The organism is Cytobacillus solani (assembly GCF_006704205.1).
GTDB classification, from domain to species: Bacteria; Bacillota; Bacilli; order Bacillales; family Cytobacillaceae; genus Cytobacillus; species Cytobacillus solani.
Genome location: NZ_CP041305.1, coordinates 3,209,655 through 3,230,089, shown reverse-complemented (window position 1 = coordinate 3,230,089; position 20,435 = coordinate 3,209,655). Strand labels below are relative to the sequence as shown.

Annotated in this window: 17 protein-coding genes and 1 other annotated feature; of the genes, 2 read left to right on the top strand and 15 right to left on the bottom strand. The window is 39.3% G+C overall.

Going from position 1 to position 20,435, the window contains the following annotated elements; translation table 11 throughout:
* Positions 1–62: 62 nt before the first annotated feature.
* On the bottom strand, positions 63–2,708 hold the full coding sequence (locus FI644_RS16130; RefSeq protein WP_053477185.1) for a valine--tRNA ligase: 2,646 nt from the start codon (positions 2,706–2,708) through the stop codon (positions 63–65).
* Between the two features lie 68 nt (positions 2,709–2,776).
* Positions 2,777–3,013 (bottom strand) — a binding site (T-box leader).
* A 195-nt stretch (positions 3,014–3,208) separates the two neighbouring features.
* Between FI644_RS16130 and FI644_RS16125 the strand changes: the two genes are divergently transcribed.
* Positions 3,209–3,400 carry a YszA family small membrane protein gene (locus tag FI644_RS16125; RefSeq protein WP_053477186.1) on the top strand — a complete coding sequence of 64 codons (192 nt, stop codon included), beginning with the start codon at positions 3,209–3,211 and terminating at the stop codon, positions 3,398–3,400.
* An 18-nt stretch (positions 3,401–3,418) separates the two neighbouring features.
* On the opposite strand, the gene ysxE is transcribed toward FI644_RS16125, so the two are convergent.
* The 8 genes from ysxE to hemA form a co-directional block, all read right to left on the bottom strand.
* Complete coding sequence (ysxE, locus tag FI644_RS16120; protein WP_053477187.1) at positions 3,419–4,477, bottom strand: spore coat protein YsxE; 1,059 nt, start codon at positions 4,475–4,477, stop codon at positions 3,419–3,421.
* Positions 4,478–4,680: 203 nt separating this feature from the next.
* On the bottom strand, positions 4,681–5,826 hold the full coding sequence (gene spoVID / locus FI644_RS16115; RefSeq protein ID WP_053477188.1) for a stage VI sporulation protein D: 1,146 nt from the start codon (positions 5,824–5,826) through the stop codon (positions 4,681–4,683).
* A 137-nt stretch (positions 5,827–5,963) separates the two neighbouring features.
* Positions 5,964–7,253 (bottom strand): glutamate-1-semialdehyde 2,1-aminomutase, encoded by a 1,290-nt coding sequence (gene hemL / locus FI644_RS16110; protein ID WP_053477189.1) that lies wholly within the window; start codon positions 7,251–7,253, stop codon positions 5,964–5,966.
* Positions 7,254–7,507: 254 nt separating this feature from the next.
* Positions 7,508–8,485, bottom strand: coding sequence for a porphobilinogen synthase (hemB, locus tag FI644_RS16105; protein WP_053477190.1), 978 nt, complete (start codon positions 8,483–8,485; stop codon positions 7,508–7,510).
* The gene (locus tag FI644_RS16100) at positions 8,485–9,276 is read right to left on the bottom strand and encodes a uroporphyrinogen-III synthase (RefSeq protein ID WP_053477191.1); all 792 of its coding nucleotides are present in this window, start codon (positions 9,274–9,276) and stop codon (positions 8,485–8,487) included. Before FI644_RS16100 ends, hemB begins: the two co-directional genes overlap by 1 nt.
* On the bottom strand, positions 9,273–10,208 hold the full coding sequence (gene hemC, locus FI644_RS16095) for a hydroxymethylbilane synthase (RefSeq protein ID WP_053477192.1): 936 nt from the start codon (positions 10,206–10,208) through the stop codon (positions 9,273–9,275). The genes FI644_RS16100 and hemC overlap by 4 nt, the downstream gene beginning before the upstream one ends.
* Positions 10,209–10,232: 24 nt before the next feature.
* Positions 10,233–11,066 (bottom strand): cytochrome C assembly family protein, encoded by an 834-nt coding sequence (locus FI644_RS16090; protein WP_053477193.1) that lies wholly within the window; start codon positions 11,064–11,066, stop codon positions 10,233–10,235.
* A gap of 14 nt (positions 11,067–11,080) precedes the next feature.
* Complete coding sequence (gene hemA, locus FI644_RS16085; RefSeq protein WP_053477194.1) at positions 11,081–12,427, bottom strand: glutamyl-tRNA reductase; 1,347 nt, start codon at positions 12,425–12,427, stop codon at positions 11,081–11,083.
* Between the two features lie 242 nt (positions 12,428–12,669).
* Here hemA and FI644_RS16080 point away from each other — a divergent pair, with 242 nt between their 5' ends.
* Positions 12,670–13,155 (top strand): LiaI-LiaF-like domain-containing protein, encoded by a 486-nt coding sequence (locus tag FI644_RS16080; protein ID WP_053477195.1) that lies wholly within the window; start codon positions 12,670–12,672, stop codon positions 13,153–13,155.
* A 40-nt stretch (positions 13,156–13,195) separates the two neighbouring features.
* Here FI644_RS16080 and FI644_RS16075 read toward each other — a convergent pair whose 3' ends face one another.
* From FI644_RS16075 to lonB, 6 genes are all read right to left on the bottom strand, one after another.
* Positions 13,196–13,933, bottom strand: coding sequence for an amino acid ABC transporter ATP-binding protein (locus FI644_RS16075; protein WP_053477196.1), 738 nt, complete (start codon positions 13,931–13,933; stop codon positions 13,196–13,198).
* 16 nt (positions 13,934–13,949) lie between these two features.
* The gene (locus tag FI644_RS16070) at positions 13,950–14,546 is read right to left on the bottom strand and encodes an amino acid ABC transporter permease (RefSeq protein ID WP_231690135.1); all 597 of its coding nucleotides are present in this window, start codon (positions 14,544–14,546) and stop codon (positions 13,950–13,952) included.
* A gap of 131 nt (positions 14,547–14,677) precedes the next feature.
* Entirely contained in the window at positions 14,678–15,454 is a 777-nt protein-coding gene (locus tag FI644_RS16065; RefSeq protein WP_053477198.1) for a transporter substrate-binding domain-containing protein, read from the bottom strand.
* Positions 15,455–15,585: 131 nt separating this feature from the next.
* Positions 15,586–16,167 carry a ribosome biogenesis GTP-binding protein YihA/YsxC gene (gene yihA, locus FI644_RS16060; protein ID WP_053477199.1) on the bottom strand — a complete coding sequence of 194 codons (582 nt, stop codon included), beginning with the start codon at positions 16,165–16,167 and terminating at the stop codon, positions 15,586–15,588.
* Entirely contained in the window at positions 16,164–18,491 is a 2,328-nt protein-coding gene (gene lon, locus FI644_RS16055; protein ID WP_053477200.1) for an endopeptidase La, read from the bottom strand. The genes yihA and lon overlap by 4 nt, the downstream gene beginning before the upstream one ends.
* A 203-nt stretch (positions 18,492–18,694) precedes the next feature.
* Positions 18,695–20,362: an ATP-dependent protease LonB gene (gene lonB / locus FI644_RS16050; RefSeq protein ID WP_053477201.1), complete on the bottom strand. Its 1,668-nt coding sequence runs from the start codon at positions 20,360–20,362 to the stop codon at positions 18,695–18,697.
* Positions 20,363–20,435: the final 73 nt, after the last annotated feature.

Sequence of the window (20,435 nt, the reverse complement as noted above, 5' to 3'; positions counted from 1 at the left end):
CCTCCTAACTACACATAGGAAGACGAATCCAATATAGTTGGATTCGCCTTCAAATTACTTTGTTATTCGCCTTTTAATTCTCTAATACGCGCTTCGACAGCCGCTCGCTTCTCACTATAATCAAGCTCTTTTGCTTTTTCTTCTTCTATTACTTTTTCCGGTGCCTTTTTAACAAAGCCCTCATTGCACAATTTCTTCTGAACACGCTCAACTTCTTTGTTGAGTTTATCCCATTCTTTTTCTAATCGGGTAATTTCCTCTTCAATATTAATTAAGCCCTCAAGCGGCAAGATGATTTCTGCACCAGTTACAACCGCTGTCATCGCTTTTTCAGGGGTTTCAACATCCGTTGCAAGGATCAGTTCCTCCGGATTACAGAAACGCTCAATATAGCCACGATTGCTTTCTAATGTGCTCAGAATCGCTTCATCCTTTGCTTTTAAAATCATCTTAATCTTTTTACTCATTGGTGTGTTCACTTCCGCACGGCTATTGCGAACTGAACGGATGATTTCAACTAATAGCTTCATTTCATCAGCAGCCTTCTCATCCGTGAATTCAGGATTCACTTCTGGCCATGAAGCTGTTGTAATTGATTCACCTGAATGAGGAAGGTTCTGCCAAATTTCCTCGGTAATGAATGGCATAAACGGATGCAGCAATCTCATTGTATTGTCTAGTACATAAGCCAAAATAGAACGAGTCGTTTTCTTCGCTGCTTCGTCTTCTCCGTATAGAGGAAGCTTAGCCATTTCAATATACCAGTCACAGAAATCGTCCCAAATGAAGTTATAAAGAATACGGCCAACTTCACCGAACTCATAGCGGTCTGATAGTCTCGTTACGGTTTCAATTGTTTCATTCAAACGAGTTAAAATCCATTTATCAGCTACTGATTTTTCTCCGCTTAGATCAATTTCGTCATAGGTTAAGCCGTTCATATTCATTAACGCAAAACGGGATGCATTCCAAATCTTATTCGCAAAGTTCCATGTCGCTTCAACCTTCTCCATGCTGAATCGTAAATCTTGCCCTGGTGAGCTTCCTGTTGATAAGAAGTATCGTAAAGAATCTGCTCCATATTTATCAATAACATCCATTGGATCGACACCATTTCCGAGCGACTTACTCATTTTGCGGCCTTCTGCATCACGAACTAAGCCATGGATGAGTACATCTTTAAATGGACGTTCGTCTGTAAATTTAAGTCCTTGGAAAATCATCCTTGATACCCAGAAGAAGATAATGTCATATCCTGTAACTAAAGCTGCCGTTGGATAATAGCGTTTATAATCAGCAGACTCTGTATCAGGCCAGCCCATTGTCGAGAAAGGCCATAACGCAGAACTGAACCATGTGTCTAAAACATCCTTATCCTGTTCCCAATTCTCGATATCTTCAGGTGCTTCATGGGCAACGAACACCTCACCCGTTTCCTTATGATACCAAGCAGGGATGCGGTGTCCCCACCAAAGCTGACGTGAAATACACCAGTCACGGATATTTTCCATCCAGCGAAGATACGTATTTTCAAAACGGTTTGGAACAAAGTTTACTTTATTTTCTTTCTCCTGAAGGGCAATTGCTTCATCAGCTAATGGCTGCATTTTTACAAACCATTGAGTGGAGAGGTATGGTTCAACGACCGCACCGCTTCGTTCTGAGTGGCCAACTGAATGCATATGCTCTTCAATTTTAAACAATACACCTTGCTCCTGCAGATCTTTAACAATCTGCTTGCGGCATTCGAACCGATCCATCCCTTGGTACTTATCAGCCTTTGCATTCATCGTTCCATCTTCATTCATGACAAGAACGCGTTCAAGATTGTGGCGATTTCCGATTTCGAAGTCATTCGGGTCATGAGCAGGAGTAATTTTCACAGCACCTGAACCAAACTCCATGTCTACATAATCATCCGCAACAATTGGAATTTCACGTCCAACGATTGGGAGCTTAACCGTTTTGCCAATTAAATGCTTATAGCGCTCGTCTTCAGGGTGAACAGCTACAGCGGTATCCCCAAGCATGGTTTCAGGACGTGTCGTCGCAATTTCAATATGTCCTGACCCATCGGCAAGAGGATATCTCATATGATAGAAGGCACCCTGAACATCTTTATGGATAACCTCAATGTCAGATAGGGCTGTTTTCGTTGATGGGTCCCAGTTAATAATATATTCGCCGCGATAGATAAGTCCCTTATTATAAAGGGATACAAATACTTCACGAACAGCCTTTGATAGCCCTTCATCAAGCGTAAAACGCTCACGGCTGTAATCAAGACCTAGACCAAGCTTGGACCATTGCTGACGGATATGGCTTGCATATTCCTCTTTCCATTTCCATGTTTCTTCAACAAATTTTTCACGGCCTAAATCGTAGCGGCTCTTTCCTTCATTGCGAAGCTTTTCTTCTACTTTTGCCTGTGTAGCAATTCCTGCATGATCCATTCCTGGAAGCCACAATACATCGTAGCCTTGCATCCGTTTCATACGAGTTAGAATATCTTGGAGGGTCGTGTCCCATGCATGCCCAAGATGCAGTCTTCCTGTTACGTTAGGCGGTGGAATAACAATCGTATAGGGCTCCTTCTTTTCGTCATCCTTCGCCTCAAAAAATTTCCCCTTAAGCCACCAATCATAACGCCCTTGTTCAATTGCCTGTGGATCATATTTCGTCGGCATTGTCAGTTCCTTTGTCTCCATCGTCAATCTTCCTTTCCAATCAATGATCATTCAATACTATAAAAGAAAATAAAAAAACCCCATCGCCTTAAAAGGACGAATGGAGTTTGCTTCGCGGTACCACCTTTTTTTCAACTACAATAGAGATGTAGTTGACTCTTAAATAGATAACGGATTTCCCGTCTTTCACTACTTGGACGATAGTCCTTTCGCGAAAGAAGCTCGAGGGCGACCTTCCAATAGTTCCGCTTAGAAAACCTTTCAGCTGATGGTTTTCCTCTCTAAAAGCAAATAGCTAATGTACTCTTCCCTGTCTTTGCTTGTGATTTTAATTTATAAATATACTACCGAAAAATGATGGCTATAGTCAATATTAATTGCCGATTTCTTTATAATTTATTCAATTAAATTTTTTTGTACCTCATTTTTATAAAAAAGGCATTATTAAAATATAGGCACTAACAAAGAGAAGTGAACATAGAATAGTATGAGAAAGGAATGTTAGGAAAGGGGTTTGCCGAGTGAAAAGAAGATATAATCCGTATATTCTTCCACCGTGGTTAAGAAAAGTCAGAGGTGTTTGTGCACAATTTATTATCCCTATTTGTGTTTTTCAAGGAATTCGTACAATTCTTTTTCCATTTACACTCGATGTATTGCTGCTAACTGTGCTAATATTATTAGCTATTGCTTTTCACTTCGAATTACTATAGGAGCCCAAAATTCGTGTTTCAATTCTGGGCTCCGCTTTGCCCTTCAGCCTCTGCAATTGCTTTTGCCTGCTTCTTTTGTGCCTCAATCTCTTCAATTCTCATTAGTATATATTCTGTATTTTTCAGAAGCCAGTATTGTCTTTGGAAGTGCAAGACTGATTTTCTTTCACCTTTACGATCTGATGCTTTAAAATAGTTTTCTGCGGATCGTATGACTGCACCTGGATGGGCAAAATAACTCTGAAAAAGTAATAACTCATCCTCTTTAAACGGAAAATACTTTAAATACGTATATATCCACTCTATGCATTCCTCTGATCGTTTCGGATAGGTTTTTAACGTTCTCGATAAGAACGGCAATAAATCATGAAGAGGGGAGCCTAGTCTGGACTTTTCAAAATTCGTGAAGTACCCATGTCCTTTATCATCAAATAAGAAATGTTCAGTGGAGATCTTACCATGAATAATCACAGTGCGAGCTTTTTCACTTTCCTCCGTTTTTTCAAACCACGTTTTAAATCTTTTGATGGAAAATTGCAATGCCTGGCTAATGTCGTGATAAGAAAGAGAAAACATTAGCTCGAAGGGAGATAAGTACTCTCTGCTTTCACATGATTCTATAAATCCAATTAAAAATTCGTTTTCTTTCTCCCATTCAAGCAATGTCTTCTCATAATGCTCTGAACGATCCTCCTTACTGATTGTTACTTCCCTAACAGATAAAGTATGAAGTCTTGCCAGTTCACGAAACAGCTGCTGATTCCGCTCGAATCGATTTTCCTTCACTTCATTTGCTAGCCATGGCATTAAGTAATATAGTTCATTTTCATGTAAAACCGCATATCTCCCATCAACTGCAGGAAAAATAGGGACAATTCGGTTATAGCCTTTTTGAAAGAGAGACTGGACATGGCGTATGAAATCACCACCATGCTTTGGATCAATTTTCTTTAAGGCAAAGACCCCTTTATTCGTATAAATTTTCCGTATGCGGCCACGCTCCTCAACAAAATGCGGTTCAAGGGCATAGTTCTTTAATATCGGTGCAACCTTTAGTAATCGATTCTCCTTTTCCATAAGAATCCACTCTCTTTCTTAAGAAAAGCGTAAGCAAGCCGATGTTGACTTATCGTAGGGAGGAGACCTAAAGTTTGATAGGCGATAGGCTGCTTGCGCTAGACAGTTCCCAATTTAAAAAGTGATATATTTTTCTTATCCTTTAAAAAAGAAAACAGCCTAAGCAGGTATTCGCTAACCTGCCCAGCCTGTTTTTGCATTTTTTAACGGGCTACAACAGCTGGAATATAAAGTACTTGCCCTTCAGAGATATCTTGATTAATTTCTAAATGATTGACACTTAACAGCTGGTGAACACCAATCGCATACCTTTCTGCAATGAGATCCAGTGTATCTCCGCTTTGAACAATGCATACCTTTAATTTTGCCACATGATCGGACTCTTCCTTACGGGCAAAAAATTCTGTTAAGGTCATGCTTTTCTTTTTCGATTTCTTCTTTTTCTTATCCGTTTTCTCAGGACTTTCATCAATAATCTCAGGAGATTCTGGTTTTGCTTCTAGTTCAGGGCTTTCGACCTTAGGCATATTCACATCCTGTACTGGACTTTCATCTACCGGAATTTCAAAAATATCTTCTGCTGATGGAGGTGATTCTTCACTTCTTTTTGAAGAATAAAATGTGATTTCTGGCTCATCTGCCTTTTTTACTTCTTCTTTCGGCTCTGGCTCTGGTTCAGGCTCTTTTCTTGCCTCAGCTTCAAATGGAATATAGACTTTTTCCTTAAACTCATCATGCTTTTCAATTTCATTTGCTGAACTAACAAAAATTTCTGTTCGATCTTCCTTTTGATCCTCTTCTTCTGCAAAAGCTTTTTCTAACGGACTCACATCCACTACATCTTCTGCAGCAGGCGATCTTGCCAAAAATGGTTCTAATTCCTCCTCATCCTGCGTATCCACTTCGTAGGATGACTGTTGCTCCCCATATAAGCCAGTGATCATTAAATTAGCAGATAGCTTCAAACAGCTTCTTTCAGGAAAGATATAATCAAAGGATTCTACTTGAACATCAATGTCATTTAGGCTTTGAATCCTATTGATCGGTATAGTTATATCAACTGGGAAGTAATGTCTAAATTCACAAACTCCTTCTTCTCTTTCTTCTACCACTTGAATGAATTTTGGAGCGGCAAAAGTTCCTTCATCTTCCGCTGTCTCTATTTCATTGCGTTTATATTCACCTGATAGCTCAAGCGCTCCTTGAATCGTAACATATTGATCATCTTCCTGAATAAAAATATCAGGGTCTAACGAGATAGAAATCAAATCTAGTACTTCCTGTCCTTTTTGAAACCAGACAGACTCTTCCAAAGAAAATCGTAAACACGATTGGCTCCCCTGAGACAAAGCGACTCCTCCTTTCATAACACAACACGCTTTATCACTATGTCATTTACACTTTATGAGAAAGTTAATTCTTTTATGATTGAAAAACGAAGCAGCACAAAAAAAACACCCATCTATTAGAGATGAGTGCCTAATAATTACCCTTTAATTTTCGAAAAAGCAATTTCGATTGCTTGTAGTGTTTTTTCTATATCTTCGTCACTATGTGCAGTTGATAAGAACAAGCCTTCAAATTGAGATGGTGGCAGGAAGACGCCTTGATTTGCCATTTCACGGTAGTATGCTGCAAAATAGTCTAGGTTTGAAGCTTTTGCTTTATCATAATTAATGACATTTTCATTCGTAAAGAAGAAGCCGATCATTGAGCCAGCACGATTAACGGTATTCGGAATATCATACTTTTCAGCAGCCACTTTAATCCCTGCTTCAAGCATATCCCCTTTACGAGTAAATTCCGTATATGCCTCAGGTGTTAGCTGACTTAATGTTTCATATCCAGCTGTCATAGCTAGTGGGTTTCCAGATAATGTTCCAGCTTGATAGATAGGGCCGCTCGGTGCAATTTGCTCCATAATTTCAGCCTTACCACCGTAAGCACCTACTGGAAGACCTCCGCCGATTACTTTTCCTAAACAAGTGATATCCGGAGTAACATTGAAGTAGCCTTGAGCACAGTTATATCCGACACGGAATCCAGTCATTACTTCGTCAAAAATCAGCAATGCTCCGTATTGTGTCGTAATTTCTCTTAGTCCTTCTAAAAAGCCCGGAAGCGTTGGTACAACGCCCATATTACCCGCAACAGGCTCCACAATAATTCCAGCAATATCTTCACCGAATTGCTCGAAAGCATACTTTACGCTTTCCAAATCATTGTAAGGAACAGTAATCGTATTCTTTGCGATTCCTTCTGGTACCCCAGGACTATCTGGAAGACCAAGCGTTGCCACTCCAGAGCCAGCTTTAATCAATAAGGAATCTCCATGACCATGATAGCAGCCTTCAAACTTCAGAATTTTGTTTCGGCCAGTATAGCCGCGTGCAAGTCTTAGCGCACTCATTGTTGCTTCTGTTCCAGAGGAAACCATACGTATGATTTCAATAGACGGAACTCTTTCAATTACTAGCTTAGCAAGCTCATTTTCAGTAACTGTCGGTGCACCAAAGCTTGTACCTAATTCTGCAACCTTTTTAAGTGCTTCGACGACACGGTCATTTGTATGTCCTAAAATGAGCGGTCCCCATGATAATACGTAGTCAATGTATTCATTTCCATCGATATCATAGATTTTCGAGCCTTTTCCTCTTTCCATAAAAATTGGATCCATGTTTACTGATTTAAACGCACGCACAGGAGAGTTAACTCCTCCCGGCATTAATTTTTTCGCTTCCTTAAAAGCTTGAATGGATTTATCGTAAGAGCGCATCTAATCCCTCTTTTCACTTTTTTATTGTTGAAAATAATGCAGTTTTGGCAAAGGTTGATTTCCGCTTCAGGATGCTCGCTTTCCGCGGGGCGGGCGCTGAGCCTCCTCGTCGCCTACGCTCCTGCGGGGTCTCACCTGTCCCACTCCTTCCGCAGGAGTCTCACACTTTACGCTCCAATCAACCTAACTTTATTCCAACATATTCATCTATATTGCCGTACAAATACCTTTTGTTAGTACCTAAAACTTAAAAATTATTGTTCTTTTAGCCATCTAGCTGCATCTTTTGCATGGTATGTAATGATAAGGTCGCAGCCAGCGCGTTTCATCCCAGTCAGCATTTCCATTACGATTCTTTTTTCATCAATCCATCCGTTCTGAGCAGCTGCTTTAACCATGGAATATTCGCCGCTTACATTATAAATAACGAGTGGAAGATTGAAATTATTTTTCACATCACGAACAATATCAAGATAAGGCATACCAGGTTTCACTATTAGGAAGTCAGCGCCTTCCATTAAATCAGACTCTGCTTCACGCAATGCTTCCATACGATTTGCAGGGTCCATTTGATAAGCCTTTCGATCGCCAAATTGAGGTGTACTATCAGCCGCGTCACGGAATGGGCCATAGAAAGCAGAGGCATACTTCACCGCATAAGACATAATTGGCACATTTTCAAAACCAGCCTCATCTAATCCAGCACGAATAGCAACGACAAATCCATCCATCATATTAGATGGTGCAATAATGTCCGCTCCAGCCTTTGCCTGGCTAACAGCTGTCTGAACAAGTAATTCAAGCGAGGCATCATTTAAAACTTGATCTCCTTCTATCAAGCCGCAATGGCCATGGCTTGTGTATTCACAAAGACAAGTGTCAGCAATAACGATGATTTCAGGGAACTTCGCTTTAATTAAACGGGTTGCTTCTTGGACGATTCCATGATCATGGTAAGCTTGCCCGCCGCATTCGTCCTTTTCTAAAGGAATACCGAATAACAGAACGGATTTAATCCCTAAAGCAACAACCTCATTCATTTCCTCTTCAAGATGATCCAGCGATAAATTATAAATGCCAGGCATCGACGTGATTTCTTTCTTAACATCCTCTCCCTCTGCTACGAAAATAGGATAAATGAAATCATCTATTGTTAAATGATTTTCACGTACGAGTGCACGCATATTTGCACTTTGGCGTAAACGTCTATGACGGGTGAATTGTAAATCCATTATAATGCCCTCCGATATTCATTTTCTAAATAGTCAATTATGCTTTTTATCATGTGATGGACGGTGTATACATTCGGTGCAATATGAACCTTTAACCCATATGACTCAATTCTTTCCTTTGTAACAGGTCCGATACAGCCGATGACACATGCTTCTACCTTTTCATAAAGATTGTTTTCTTTCACAACAGCCATTAAATGGTCAATTGTAGATGGGCTAGTAAAGGTTAAGATATCTAATTGGCTATGAGTTAGCTTTTCTTTAATGAGTTCTCTGCTTTCTTCTGGAAAATATGTGTCGTAAATGATTGCTTCATCAACAACAGCGCCATATTTAGATAAATAAGCAGCAATATAATTACGGGCTAAATTCCCCTTCGGAATGAGTACTTTCATTCCCTTTTGTACATATGGTTTAAATTCTTCAGCAAACCCTTCAGCAACGAACTCCTCTGGCGTAAAGTCCACTTGAAGCCCTTTAGCCAATAAAAAGCTTTCTGTTTTCCTTCCGATGGCAGCAATTTTTGGCATTTGCTTTCTATCAGATGGATGAAGGAAGGATAAAAACGTTTCAACCGTTATACTGCTCGTAAAAATTAGCCAATCATACGAATGCAGCTGATTGATGATGGCATGTATTTCTGGTGAACGAGCAGGTTTAAAGGCAAGCAGAGGGATTTCAACAGGATTTCCTCCATATTTCTCCACCAAATCCGAAAAGGATTGTGCCTGCCCTTTACTTCTTGGAACAAGAATATTTTTTCCTCTTAAAGGAAGGGAGGAGGCTGTCATTTGCCTTCCATCTCCGCTTTAACCTGATCAATCAATTCTTTTCCTCCAAGCTTTATTAAGCTATTTGCGGCAGCAATTCCAACTTCTTCGGGATTTATGCCAGTTATCTGTTCTTTATAAATAATTTTTCCATCTGGTGAACCAACAAGTGCGGTTAATACGACTTGATCCTTGTCATTCAACTCTGCGAATCCTGCAATCGGCACTTGACAACCGCCTTCCATTTTATGAAGGAATGCGCGTTCCGCTCTAACCGTGGCATCAGTCTTTTCACATGTAAATTTCTTTAACAATCCAAGCAGTTCTTCATCATCTCCACGGCACTCAATAGATAATGCACCTTGTCCGATCGCTGGGAGGCAAATATCTGGATCTAGAAATTCTGTTACTACATCAGATGCCCACCCTAATCTTGAAAGACCTGCAGCTGCTAAAATAATCGCATCATATTCTTCTGTTTCTAACTTTTCCAGTCTTGTATCAATATTTCCGCGAATCCATTTAATTTCGATATCAGGACGACGGGCTAACAGCTGGGCTGCTCTTCTTAAGCTGCTTGTTCCAACGATAGCGCCAGGCTTAAGGTCATCAAATCGAATATGATTTTTTGAAATAAGTGCATCTCGATGATCTTCTCTTTCTGGTATACAGCCGATGACGAGGCCATCTGGGAGAACGGCAGGCATATCCTTCATGCTATGTACCGCCATATCGATTTCCTTATCAAGCATGGCCTGCTCAATTTCCTTCACAAAAAGTCCTTTGCCGCCAACTTTTGATAAAGTTACATCAAGAATTCGATCGCCTTTTGTGACGATCTCCTTTACTTCAAATTCAAAAGACGGATCTAGTGCCTTTAACTGATTAATAACCCAATTAGTCTGTGTTAATGCAAGTTTACTTCTGCGCGAACCAACGATAATTTTTCTCATGATTGCCTCCTAAATTTAAAGCGATTATGAATACCAGAAATGGAAAGATGAAAGTTTTCCAAATAAGAAGAAATTAATAAGAACGACGAGAAAGGATGCAAGATTCCATAAAGCAAGCTTATTCCCAGTCAGTCCTTTCCCAACCTTTAAATATAAATAAATGCTGTAGATCGCGAGTACGATGAAAGAGCCAATCACCTTAGGATCGTACCAAATCATATCAGGAACCTTTATGTATGCCCAAGTTGTTCCAAGAATTAAACTTATAATTAGCATAGGAACCCCAATAAGATTTAAGACGAAAGACATTTTGTCAAGCTTTGAAAGGTCAGCAAGCCGCTTCAGGCGCGTTCCCCACTTTTTTCTTTTTAAAAGATCGTACTGAATTAGATACAGCAGCGAAAACACAAATGAGAGGGAAAAGGCCCCATAAGATAGAATGGCCACAGTAATATGAATAAGCAGCAATTCAGAAATCAGCTGCTGTGCCATAACATGGGATTCATATTGTATGGGTGCAAATGTATGAATTGCCATGATCATAAATCCAAGCACATTTGTAAAGAACACGATAAAATCTACTCGAAGTAAGCGATTTATGGCTAAAGATAAACTTATCAGTACCCAAGCATAAAAATAAAGCCCTTCAAATATCGTCAAGACAGGAAATCTCCCCGTCTTCAACATATACAAAAAAAGGAATATTGTTTGTAAACCCCATACAAATGCAAGTAACCAGAAGGCAATTCGGTTTGCCTTCCGGTTAGACGTCAGAAAATCAACAAAATATAATAAGACACATAAGGCATAAAGAACGACTGTAAACTCATGCAGCCGTGTCATATAAATTTCAAACATGGACAGTACTCCTTTTATGATTGAAAGGAAGCCTGTGGCGATTGAGCAACCGAGTGCCTTAGTTCTGCTGCACTCACTTCCTGCCGCTCATTAACAAGTTCTCCTATATTAAAAATTTTCACGAATAGATCCAATGCCTTATCTGCATCTTTTTGGCCAGCCATTTCTTTAGCCTGTAAAATAGGATCCTTCAATAACTGATTAATAATACTCTTCGTATGTTTATTTAACACCTTTTTATCCCGATCACTTAAATTCGGCATCTTTCTTTCTATGCTCGTCATCGTTTCTGCTTGAATTGCTAGGGCTTTTTCACGCAACGCAGAAATGACTGGAACAACTCCAAGTAAATTCAGCCATTGTTTGAATTCAACTATTTCTCCTTCAATCATTAGCTGAATCTTTTCGGCTTCTTTTTTACGCTCCTGAAGATTCGCTTCAACGATTCCCTCAAGATCATCAATGTCATAGAGGAACACACTATCTAATTCAGCAAGCAATGGATCTAAATCACGCGGAACAGCAATATCAACCATGAATAACGGCTTGCCTTTGCGCAGTTTTTCCACTTGCAGCATCATGCATTTTGTAATGACAAATTCTTTTGCTCCTGTTGAGCTAATAAGAATATCTGCTTCAAGTAATGCACATTGAAGCTCTTTCAGTGTCTTTGCTTGCCCTTCATAGCGGTTTGCTAAGTCCTGCGCCTTTTCAAACGTACGATTAATAACCGTTACCTTACTTGCACCGTTTGCATGCAGGTTTTGAATCGCAAGCTCACCCATTTTTCCAGCACCTAAAATAAGGACATGCTTATTCTCTAAGGAACCAAAAATTTTCTTCGCTAATTCAACAGCTGCATAACTTACAGAAACTGCATTTGCACCGATCTCTGTTTCTGAATGGGCCCGTTTGGCAAGCGTAATGGCTTGCTTAAACAGATGATTGAACACGGTTCCAGTCGTATTCTCTTCCTGAGCTTGCAGGAAGCTTGTGCGAACCTGTCCTAAAATTTGGGTTTCCCCAAGAATCATGGAGTTTAACCCGCAAGACACACTAAATAAATGCTCCATTGCGCCTTCTTGTTCATATATAAACAAATATGGTGAAAATTCTTCCTTCTCTATTTGAAACCACTCTGACAAAAATTCTTTAATATAATATCGGCCTGTATGAAGCTGATCAACAACTGCATAAATCTCAGTCCGATTACATGTTGACAATATCACGTTCTCTAAGATGCTCTTCTTATTCTTTAATGTGTTCATAGCATCTGCAAGCTGAGACGGGTTAAATGTCAAACGCTCACGAATTTCGACAGGGGCTGTTTTATAATTTATACCGACAACTAAAATATGCATGTTTCAATTGACCCCCCCAATTAAATTGCACAAAATACTACTATAATTGTAACATTTCTATCCCTTTATCTAATGGTAAAATGTGAACAGATAGTGAATTCATATGGTAAAATAAAGTAAGAGTGCAGATAAAGAAAATCCATTGCTCTATCCACTTTCTATCATTCGACAAAATCCTCCCATATGTACAGTAACAAAAAAACATAGCAGATTCAAGTGAACCTTATTGGAAGGGTGTAACGATGAAAAATCAACGTTTTTTTCTAGGAATTATCCTAATTGGCTTTGGCGCCTACTTTTATCTTGAGCAATCCAATATTCCTGTTTTGCAGCCTTATTTCACGTGGCCATCCTTACTAATAATTATTGGTGTCGCTTTTTTATTTCAGGGCTACGGCGCAAAAGAATACCATGCCATCCTGCCTGGCGTCATTCTGACTGGTTTTGGTCTCCATTTTCATGTGGTCAATCGGCTGGAAATATGGCCAGATCATATTGGCATTTTTATTTTAATTCTAGCTCTTGGCTTGCTGCTGCAGCATCAAAAGACTGGATCAGGTTTATTTCATGGGCTTCTCTTCTTATTTTTATCGATTTTGCTGCTTTTTTATGATCGCATGATTGTCTGGTTCGGCCTATTGAATAACGGAGTCTCGAATGTTTGGAAATTTTGGCCTGTCATCCTCATTCTTATTGGCGGTTATTTCCTCTTTATTAAGAAAAAATAGAAAAGAGACAGGGATACATAGTTTCCCCTGTCTTTTTCGATTACAATACAGAATCTAAAAAGTTTTTTGTTCGTGCTTCTTTTGGATTTGAGAATAATTGCTCTGGGTGTCCTACTTCAACAATTCGTCCCTCATGCATATAGACAGCCCAATCAGCAACCTCTCTTGCAAAGCCCATTTCATGGGTAACAACAACCATTGTCATTCCCTCTTTAGCCAATTCCTTCATTGTCGCAAGCACCTCTCCTACTAATTCAGGATCAAGCGCAGAGGTTGGTTCATCAAAGAGCATAATCTCCGGTTTCATAGCAAGAGCCCTTGCTATTGCTACACGCTGCTTTTGCCCACCGGAAAGCTTTGAAGGATACACATTCTCTTTATCTAAAAGACCTACTTTTTTCAGCAAAGCTCTTGCTTCCATCTTCGCTTCTTCTTTTGGATACTTTTTAACATAAATTGGTGCCTCCATCACGTTTTGTAGCACCGTTTTATGCGGAAATAAATTAAAATGCTGAAATACCATTCCGACTCTTGCTCTTACTTCATTTAGATCATGCGTTTCTTTCTCGATTTTTTCTCCGCCGATCATAACAAGTCCACTATCTTTTAATTCTAAAAAATTAATGCAGCGGAGAAGCGTGCTTTTTCCAGACCCGCTCGCACCAATAAGGCAAACAACCTCACTCTGGTTTACCGTCATATCGATATCCCTTAAGACATGTAAATCCCCAAAAGATTTATTCAGCTTCTCTACATTGATCATAATATCTTTACTCATATTTATCTTCCCTCCTTTAATCGCTGCTAGACATTTTTTTCTCAATTATTCTTACGATAATAGAGAAGAATAGAACGAGAACTAGATAATAGACAGCAACAATAAGCAAGTAGCTCATATAATCATATTTAAGAGAACCGTGCGTGGTTGCAACATTAAAGAGCTCGTACATGCCAATAAACGAGGCGAGCGAGGAGTCCTTTAAAGCAATAATGAATTGATTTCCTAACGGTGGAAGCGCTCTGCGGCTTGCTTGCGGCAAAATAATTCTTCTCATTGTTAAGCCCATTGTCATTCCAAGTGAGCGGCCAGCTTCCATTTGTCCATGATCAATCGATTGAATAGCCCCTCTGAAAATCTCTGCAATATAAGCCCCGTTATGAAAGGCTAGTCCTAGTACAACAGCCAGAAAATCGGAAATATTAAAAGCAGTTAATCCAAAGTAGAAGATAAAGATCTGGACAACAAGCGGGGTGCCACGAACTAAGAAAATGTATAAATCAGCAATCCATTCCAGTATTTTTATATTGGATATTTTTAAAAAGGCAAAGAATAATCCTATAAAAATGGCAATAAAAATAGAAACGATTGTTATTTCAAAGGTGAGAAGCATTCCTTTTAAAAAGACTGGATATGTGTCGATAAATTTTGTTAATAAGTCCACAGGTTTCCTCCTTTAAACATGTTATGCTTATGAAAAAAGACGAATGTAATTTCTGCTACATTCGCCCGGTATGTTTATTCCTACTCAGGAACAACAGTGATATCCTCACCGATATATTTTTTGCTTATTTCTGTTAGCGTTCCATTCTCATGCAGGTTTTCAAGCGCTTTATTAATTTTTTCTAGAAGCTCTGTATTTTCTTTTGCCACAGCAATGGCTTGTTCACTGCGGCCAAGCAATTCTTTGCCGACAATATTCATTCCAGCACCGATTGCTTCTTTTCCTGTGATAAAGTCAGTAATAACCGCATCATGCTTTCCTTTGCTTAATGCCTCTAGAGCTACTACATCGCTATCATAGAATTTAATATTATTTGTAGCTTTTTCTGCTTCTGTTGTATATGTAGTGCCTTTTGCTACGGCAACTTCCAGCCTTTTTAAATCATCAAACGTTTCCACTGAGCTATCAGGACGAACATAGATTTGCGGACCAGAAAAATAATAAGGAATCGAAAAATTAACGGCTTCCAATCGTTCTTCAGTAATTGTATGACTTGCTACCGCTGCATCAAATCGACCCGATTTAACACCTTCGACAATTCCGCCAAACTTAAATTTATGCTGGACTGGTTCCAGTCCTAATTCCTTTGCAACAGCTTCTCCAACTTCAATATCGAACCCGCTCATTGTTCCATCTTTATTCGTTACACTGAATGGATTAAACTCACCTGAAGATGCATAAGTAAACTTACCATCATCTACTAGTTTCATGCCTTTATTCGACGCTTCTTTTGATCCGCATGCAGCTAGTACAACTATAAGCAAGAGCAAAAATGCGCCTTTCCAAAAATGTTTCACTAGTGTAAATACCCCCTTTATTTTTTAGCTTAATATTTGTCCTACCCCATTCTATGTTTTTGAATCCTCTAAAATTCGCATTTTATATAATAAAAAGAATCCCATTGCATATTTGCAATGGGATTCCATTCTTACATATAAGCTTGTAATAATGCCCAAGCCTGATCTTTTCCCTGTCCTGTTTCAGAAGAAAAGAGAATGATATGATCATTTGGGTCTAATTCTAATGTTTCTTTAGCTACTTTCAAATGCTTCTGCCATTTGGATTTTGGAATCTTATCTGCTTTTGTTGCGATAATGATGCACGGAATTTCAAAATGCTTTAAGAAATTATACATCATCACATCATCCTTTGATGGCGGGTGACGAAGATCAACAATTTGAACAACAGCCTTGAGCTGCTCTCTATCCTTTAAATATGTTTCAATCATTTTCCCCCAAGCTTCTCTTTCCTTCTTGGAGACTTTCGCATAGCCATAACCAGGTACATCGACAAAATGCATGATTTCATTAATGAGATAAAAGTTTAATGTTTGTGTTTTTCCTGGCTTCGATGATGTTCTTGCTAAATTTTTTCGATTGAGCATTTTATTAATAAATGAAGACTTCCCGACATTCGATCTGCCCGCTAAGGCAAACTCTGGTAAAGCTTCAACAGGATATTGTTCTGGTTTTACCGCACTAATTACGATTTCAGCCGAATTTACTTTCATCCTTGTTCACCGCCATTCAATGCATGTTTTAGAACGTCATCAACATGAGAAACAAGGACAAAGTTAAGATCTTCCCGGACACTTTCAGGGATATCATCAATATCCTTTTCGTTATCCTTAGGAATGATAATCTTTGTAAGCCCAGCCCGATGTGCACTTAATGATTTCTCTTTCAAACCGCCAATTGGAAGAACGCGTCCTCTTAAAGTAATCTCACCTGTCATTCCTACCTCTTTACGGATCGGTTTTCCGGAAAGTGCAGATACAAGTGCCGTTGTAATTGTAATTCCAGCAGATGGTCCATCTTTTGGAACCGCTCCCTCAGGTACATGGATATGAATATCATATTTTTCATGGAAGTCTTCTTCAATACCCAATTCCTTTGCTTTCGAACGAACATAGCTAAACGCTGCTTGTGCCGATTCTTTCATTACATCGCCAAGCTTCCCTGTTAAAACGAGCTTCCCTTTTCCCGGTGCTAGAGAAACTTCAATTTGCAGTGTGTCTCCGCCAACCGTTGTATAAGCTAACCCAGTAGCCACTCCAACTTGGTCTTCCAGCTCTGCCTGGCCATAACGAAACTTTGTTTTCCCAAGGAAATCTTCTATGTTTTTCTCCGTTATCACTACTTTTTTCTTTTCACCAGAAACAAGAATTTTTGCCGTTTTTCGGCATACTGTGGCAAGTTGGCGTTCTAAGCTGCGCACACCTGCTTCTCTCGTGTAATAACGAACGATTTTTTGAATCCCGTCTTCTCTAATCTGAAGTTGAGACTTTGAAAGCCCATGCTCTTTAATCTGTTTCGGCAAGAGATGATCTTTCGCAATATGAATCTTTTCCAGTTCTGTATAGCCTGCAATTGTAATAATCTCCATTCGATCACGGAGTGGACCAGGAATGGTTCCTAAATCATTTGCCGTTGCAATAAACATTACCTTAGAAAGATCATATGGCTCTTCAATATAATGATCACTGAAATTATGATTTTGTTCCGGATCTAACACTTCTAACATTGCTGAAGATGGGTCGCCACGGAAATCATTCGACATCTTGTCTATTTCATCTAAAAGGAACACAGGATTAATGGTACCTGCTTTTTTCATTCCTTGAATAATACGGCCTGGCATCGCTCCTACATAAGTCCTTCTATGACCACGAATCTCAGATTCATCACGTACCCCACCTAAGGAGATTCGGACAAATTTTCGATTTAGAGAAGCAGCGATTGAACGGGCTAGACTTGTCTTCCCCACTCCTGGAGGTCCAGCAAGACATAGAATTGGCCCTTTCAATGAATTGGTTAGCTTTTGAACTGCCAAATATTCAAGAACGCGCTCCTTTACCTTTTCAAGTCCGTAATGATCCTCGTTTAATATCCGTTCAGCTTTATGAATATTTAAATCGTCTTCCGTTGCATGACTCCATGGCAAAGCAACTAGCCATTCAATATAGTTGCGAATAACCGCACTTTCAGCTGAACTAGAAGGAATCTTTTCATATCTGTCCAATTCCTTTAGGGCTGTTAGTTGAATATGTTCTGGCATACCGGCTTTTTCAATTTTTTCCGTGAGGGCAGCGATTTCCCCTGTCTTTCCTTCTTTATCACCAAGTTCTTTTTGAATCGCCTTCATCTGTTCACGCAAATAATATTCCTTTTGCGTTCGTTCCATCGATTTTTTAACTCGCTGACCAATTTTCTTTTCTAAATTTAGAACTTCTTTCTCATTATGAATAATTTCAATTACTTGATTCATTCGCTCTTTTATATTGGTCGTTTCTAAGATTTGTTGCTTTTCCTTTAATTTTAAAGGAAGGTGTGAAGCGATAATATCAGCCATTCTTCCTGGTTCCTCAATATCCGCAACCGCAGAATACGTTTCAGCTGAAATTTTCTTAGAAACCTTTATGTACTGCTCAAAATATTCAAGCATCGTTCTCATCAATGCTTGGTCTTCAACATCCTTTGTTGTTGGTTCTTCAAACACTTCCACACTGACAGCATAATGACTGGTTTCATCATAAAATTCAATAATTTCAGCTCGTTGAAGACCTTCTACTAACACTCGAATCGTTCCGTTTGGAAGTTTAAGCATTTGTTTGACACGTGTTAATGTGCCTCTTGTGAACAAATCTTCTTCTGCAGGTTCATCTATCGAGATCTCTTTTTGTGTAGTTAGGAAAATTAAATGGTCATCTACCATCGCTTTTTCAAGTGCCTGTACCGATTTTTCACGGCCAACATCTAAATGAAGAACCATTGTTGGATAAACAAGCAAACCCCGAAGCGGCAGGAGGGGGACGATGATTTCTTTCTTTTTCGCCAAACTAAAACACCTCCAAATGCAAATCTTTATAAGCATAAAATTTCTAATAATTTCTTTGTACAATTCTATCGTATTTATAAGATAGTGTCTAATTTGAAATGCGGAGGCGGCTTGGTCACCCCCGACAAGCATAAGACAAGCCAAAACGCATAAATAAAACTTCGGCTTTTCGCATCCATTGCAAGCCGAAGTTTTTTCACCAACTAAATGCTTTCTTTTTTCACCAGTTCGACTGAAGCCGTTATCGATTGCTCCATATGAATATTCTTTAGAAGGGCTAGATCAAAAACTTCATTCAAATGGCTTACAGGAACAATCTTTATTCCTGTAATTTCTTTTAAAATAGATTGCATGTTTTCTTCAGGAATAATCACTGTTTTTGCACCAGCTTTTTTCGCTGCTTTAACCTTTGGATACACACCACCGATCGGTTTCACATGCCCGTGAATACTTATTTCTCCTGTCATTGCTACTGTATGGTCAATTGGAAGCTTATAAATAGCGGAATATATCCCGGTCGCCATTGCGATTCCTGCAGAGGGCCCATCAATGGGAACTCCTCCTGGAAAATTCACATGAATATCGTAATCATTCGCAGGAACACCCATTGAACGAAGAACAGTAATTACATTTTCAATGGACCCTCTTGCCATACTTTTTCTCCGTATCGATTTTCCTTGTCCGCCGATACTTTCCTCTTCAACGATCCCAGTAATATTGATACTTCCTTTATCAGTGGCAGGAATGACAGTCACTTCAATTTCAAGAAGGGCACCCGTATTCGGCCCGTATACGGCAAGACCGTTAACTAGACCTATAGCTGATTTCTCATTTATTTTTCTTTCCATTCTAGGAGTAAGCTGACTTGACTGAATCACCCACTCAATATCTTCATCCTTTATGTAATCTCTATCTTCCGTTATTGCTAATCCAGCTGAAATCTGAATAAGATTGACTGCTTCACGCCCATTTCTTGCGTACGATGCTAGTATTGTTAATGCATTTTCACTAATCGTGAGATTGACCTTTTTAGCAGCCTTTCTTCCAATTTCAATAATTTCCTCTTCTAATAATTCTCTGAAAAATACCTCCATACATCTTGAACGAATCGCTGGGGGAATTTCACTTGGCGTTCTCGTTGTTGCACCAATTAATCTGAAATCGGCTGGAAGGCCATTCTTAAAAATATCGTGAATATGATTAGGAATTTGAGTATTTTCTTCATTATAATAGGCACTTTCAAAAAGAACTTTTCTATCTTCTAATACCTTCAATAATTTATTCATTTGTATTGGGTGAAGCTCGCCTATTTCATCAATAAAAAGTACCCCTCCATGGGCATTGGTTACCGCTCCTTGTTTCGGCTGAGGTATACCAGCTTGTCCCATTGCACCAGCTCCTTGATAAATAGGATCATGAACAGAACCAATAAGAGGATCAGCAATCCCACGTTCATCAAAGCGAGCAGTCGTTGCATCTAATTCAATAAAAACAGAAGACGGTTTAAACGGAGACTTGGCTGTTTTCTTTGCTTCTTCTAATACGAGTCTTGCTGCTGCTGTCTTTCCAACACCTGGTGGTCCATAAATAATTACATGCTGCGGGTTTGGACTGCATAAAGCAGCTTTTAAAGATTTGATCCCATCTTCCTGTCCAACAATATCCGCAAAACTAGAAGGCCGTACCCTTTCCGCCAGAGGCTCTGTTAAAGAAATGGCTCTCATTTTTTTTAATTGATCCATTTCTTTTTTTGACTCCCGATCGATTGAAACCTTTTGAGTCCGCTGGTTTTTTAACAAATTCCAAAAATAAAGCCCAATGACAATTCCAAAAAACAATTGTATAAATAAGGCGATCCCCGTCCAACTCATACTTTTCCCTCCTGCATTAAAAGTTCTCGCTGATAATGCTAGTATCTCCTTCACAGAGTTGGAATAAACAAGA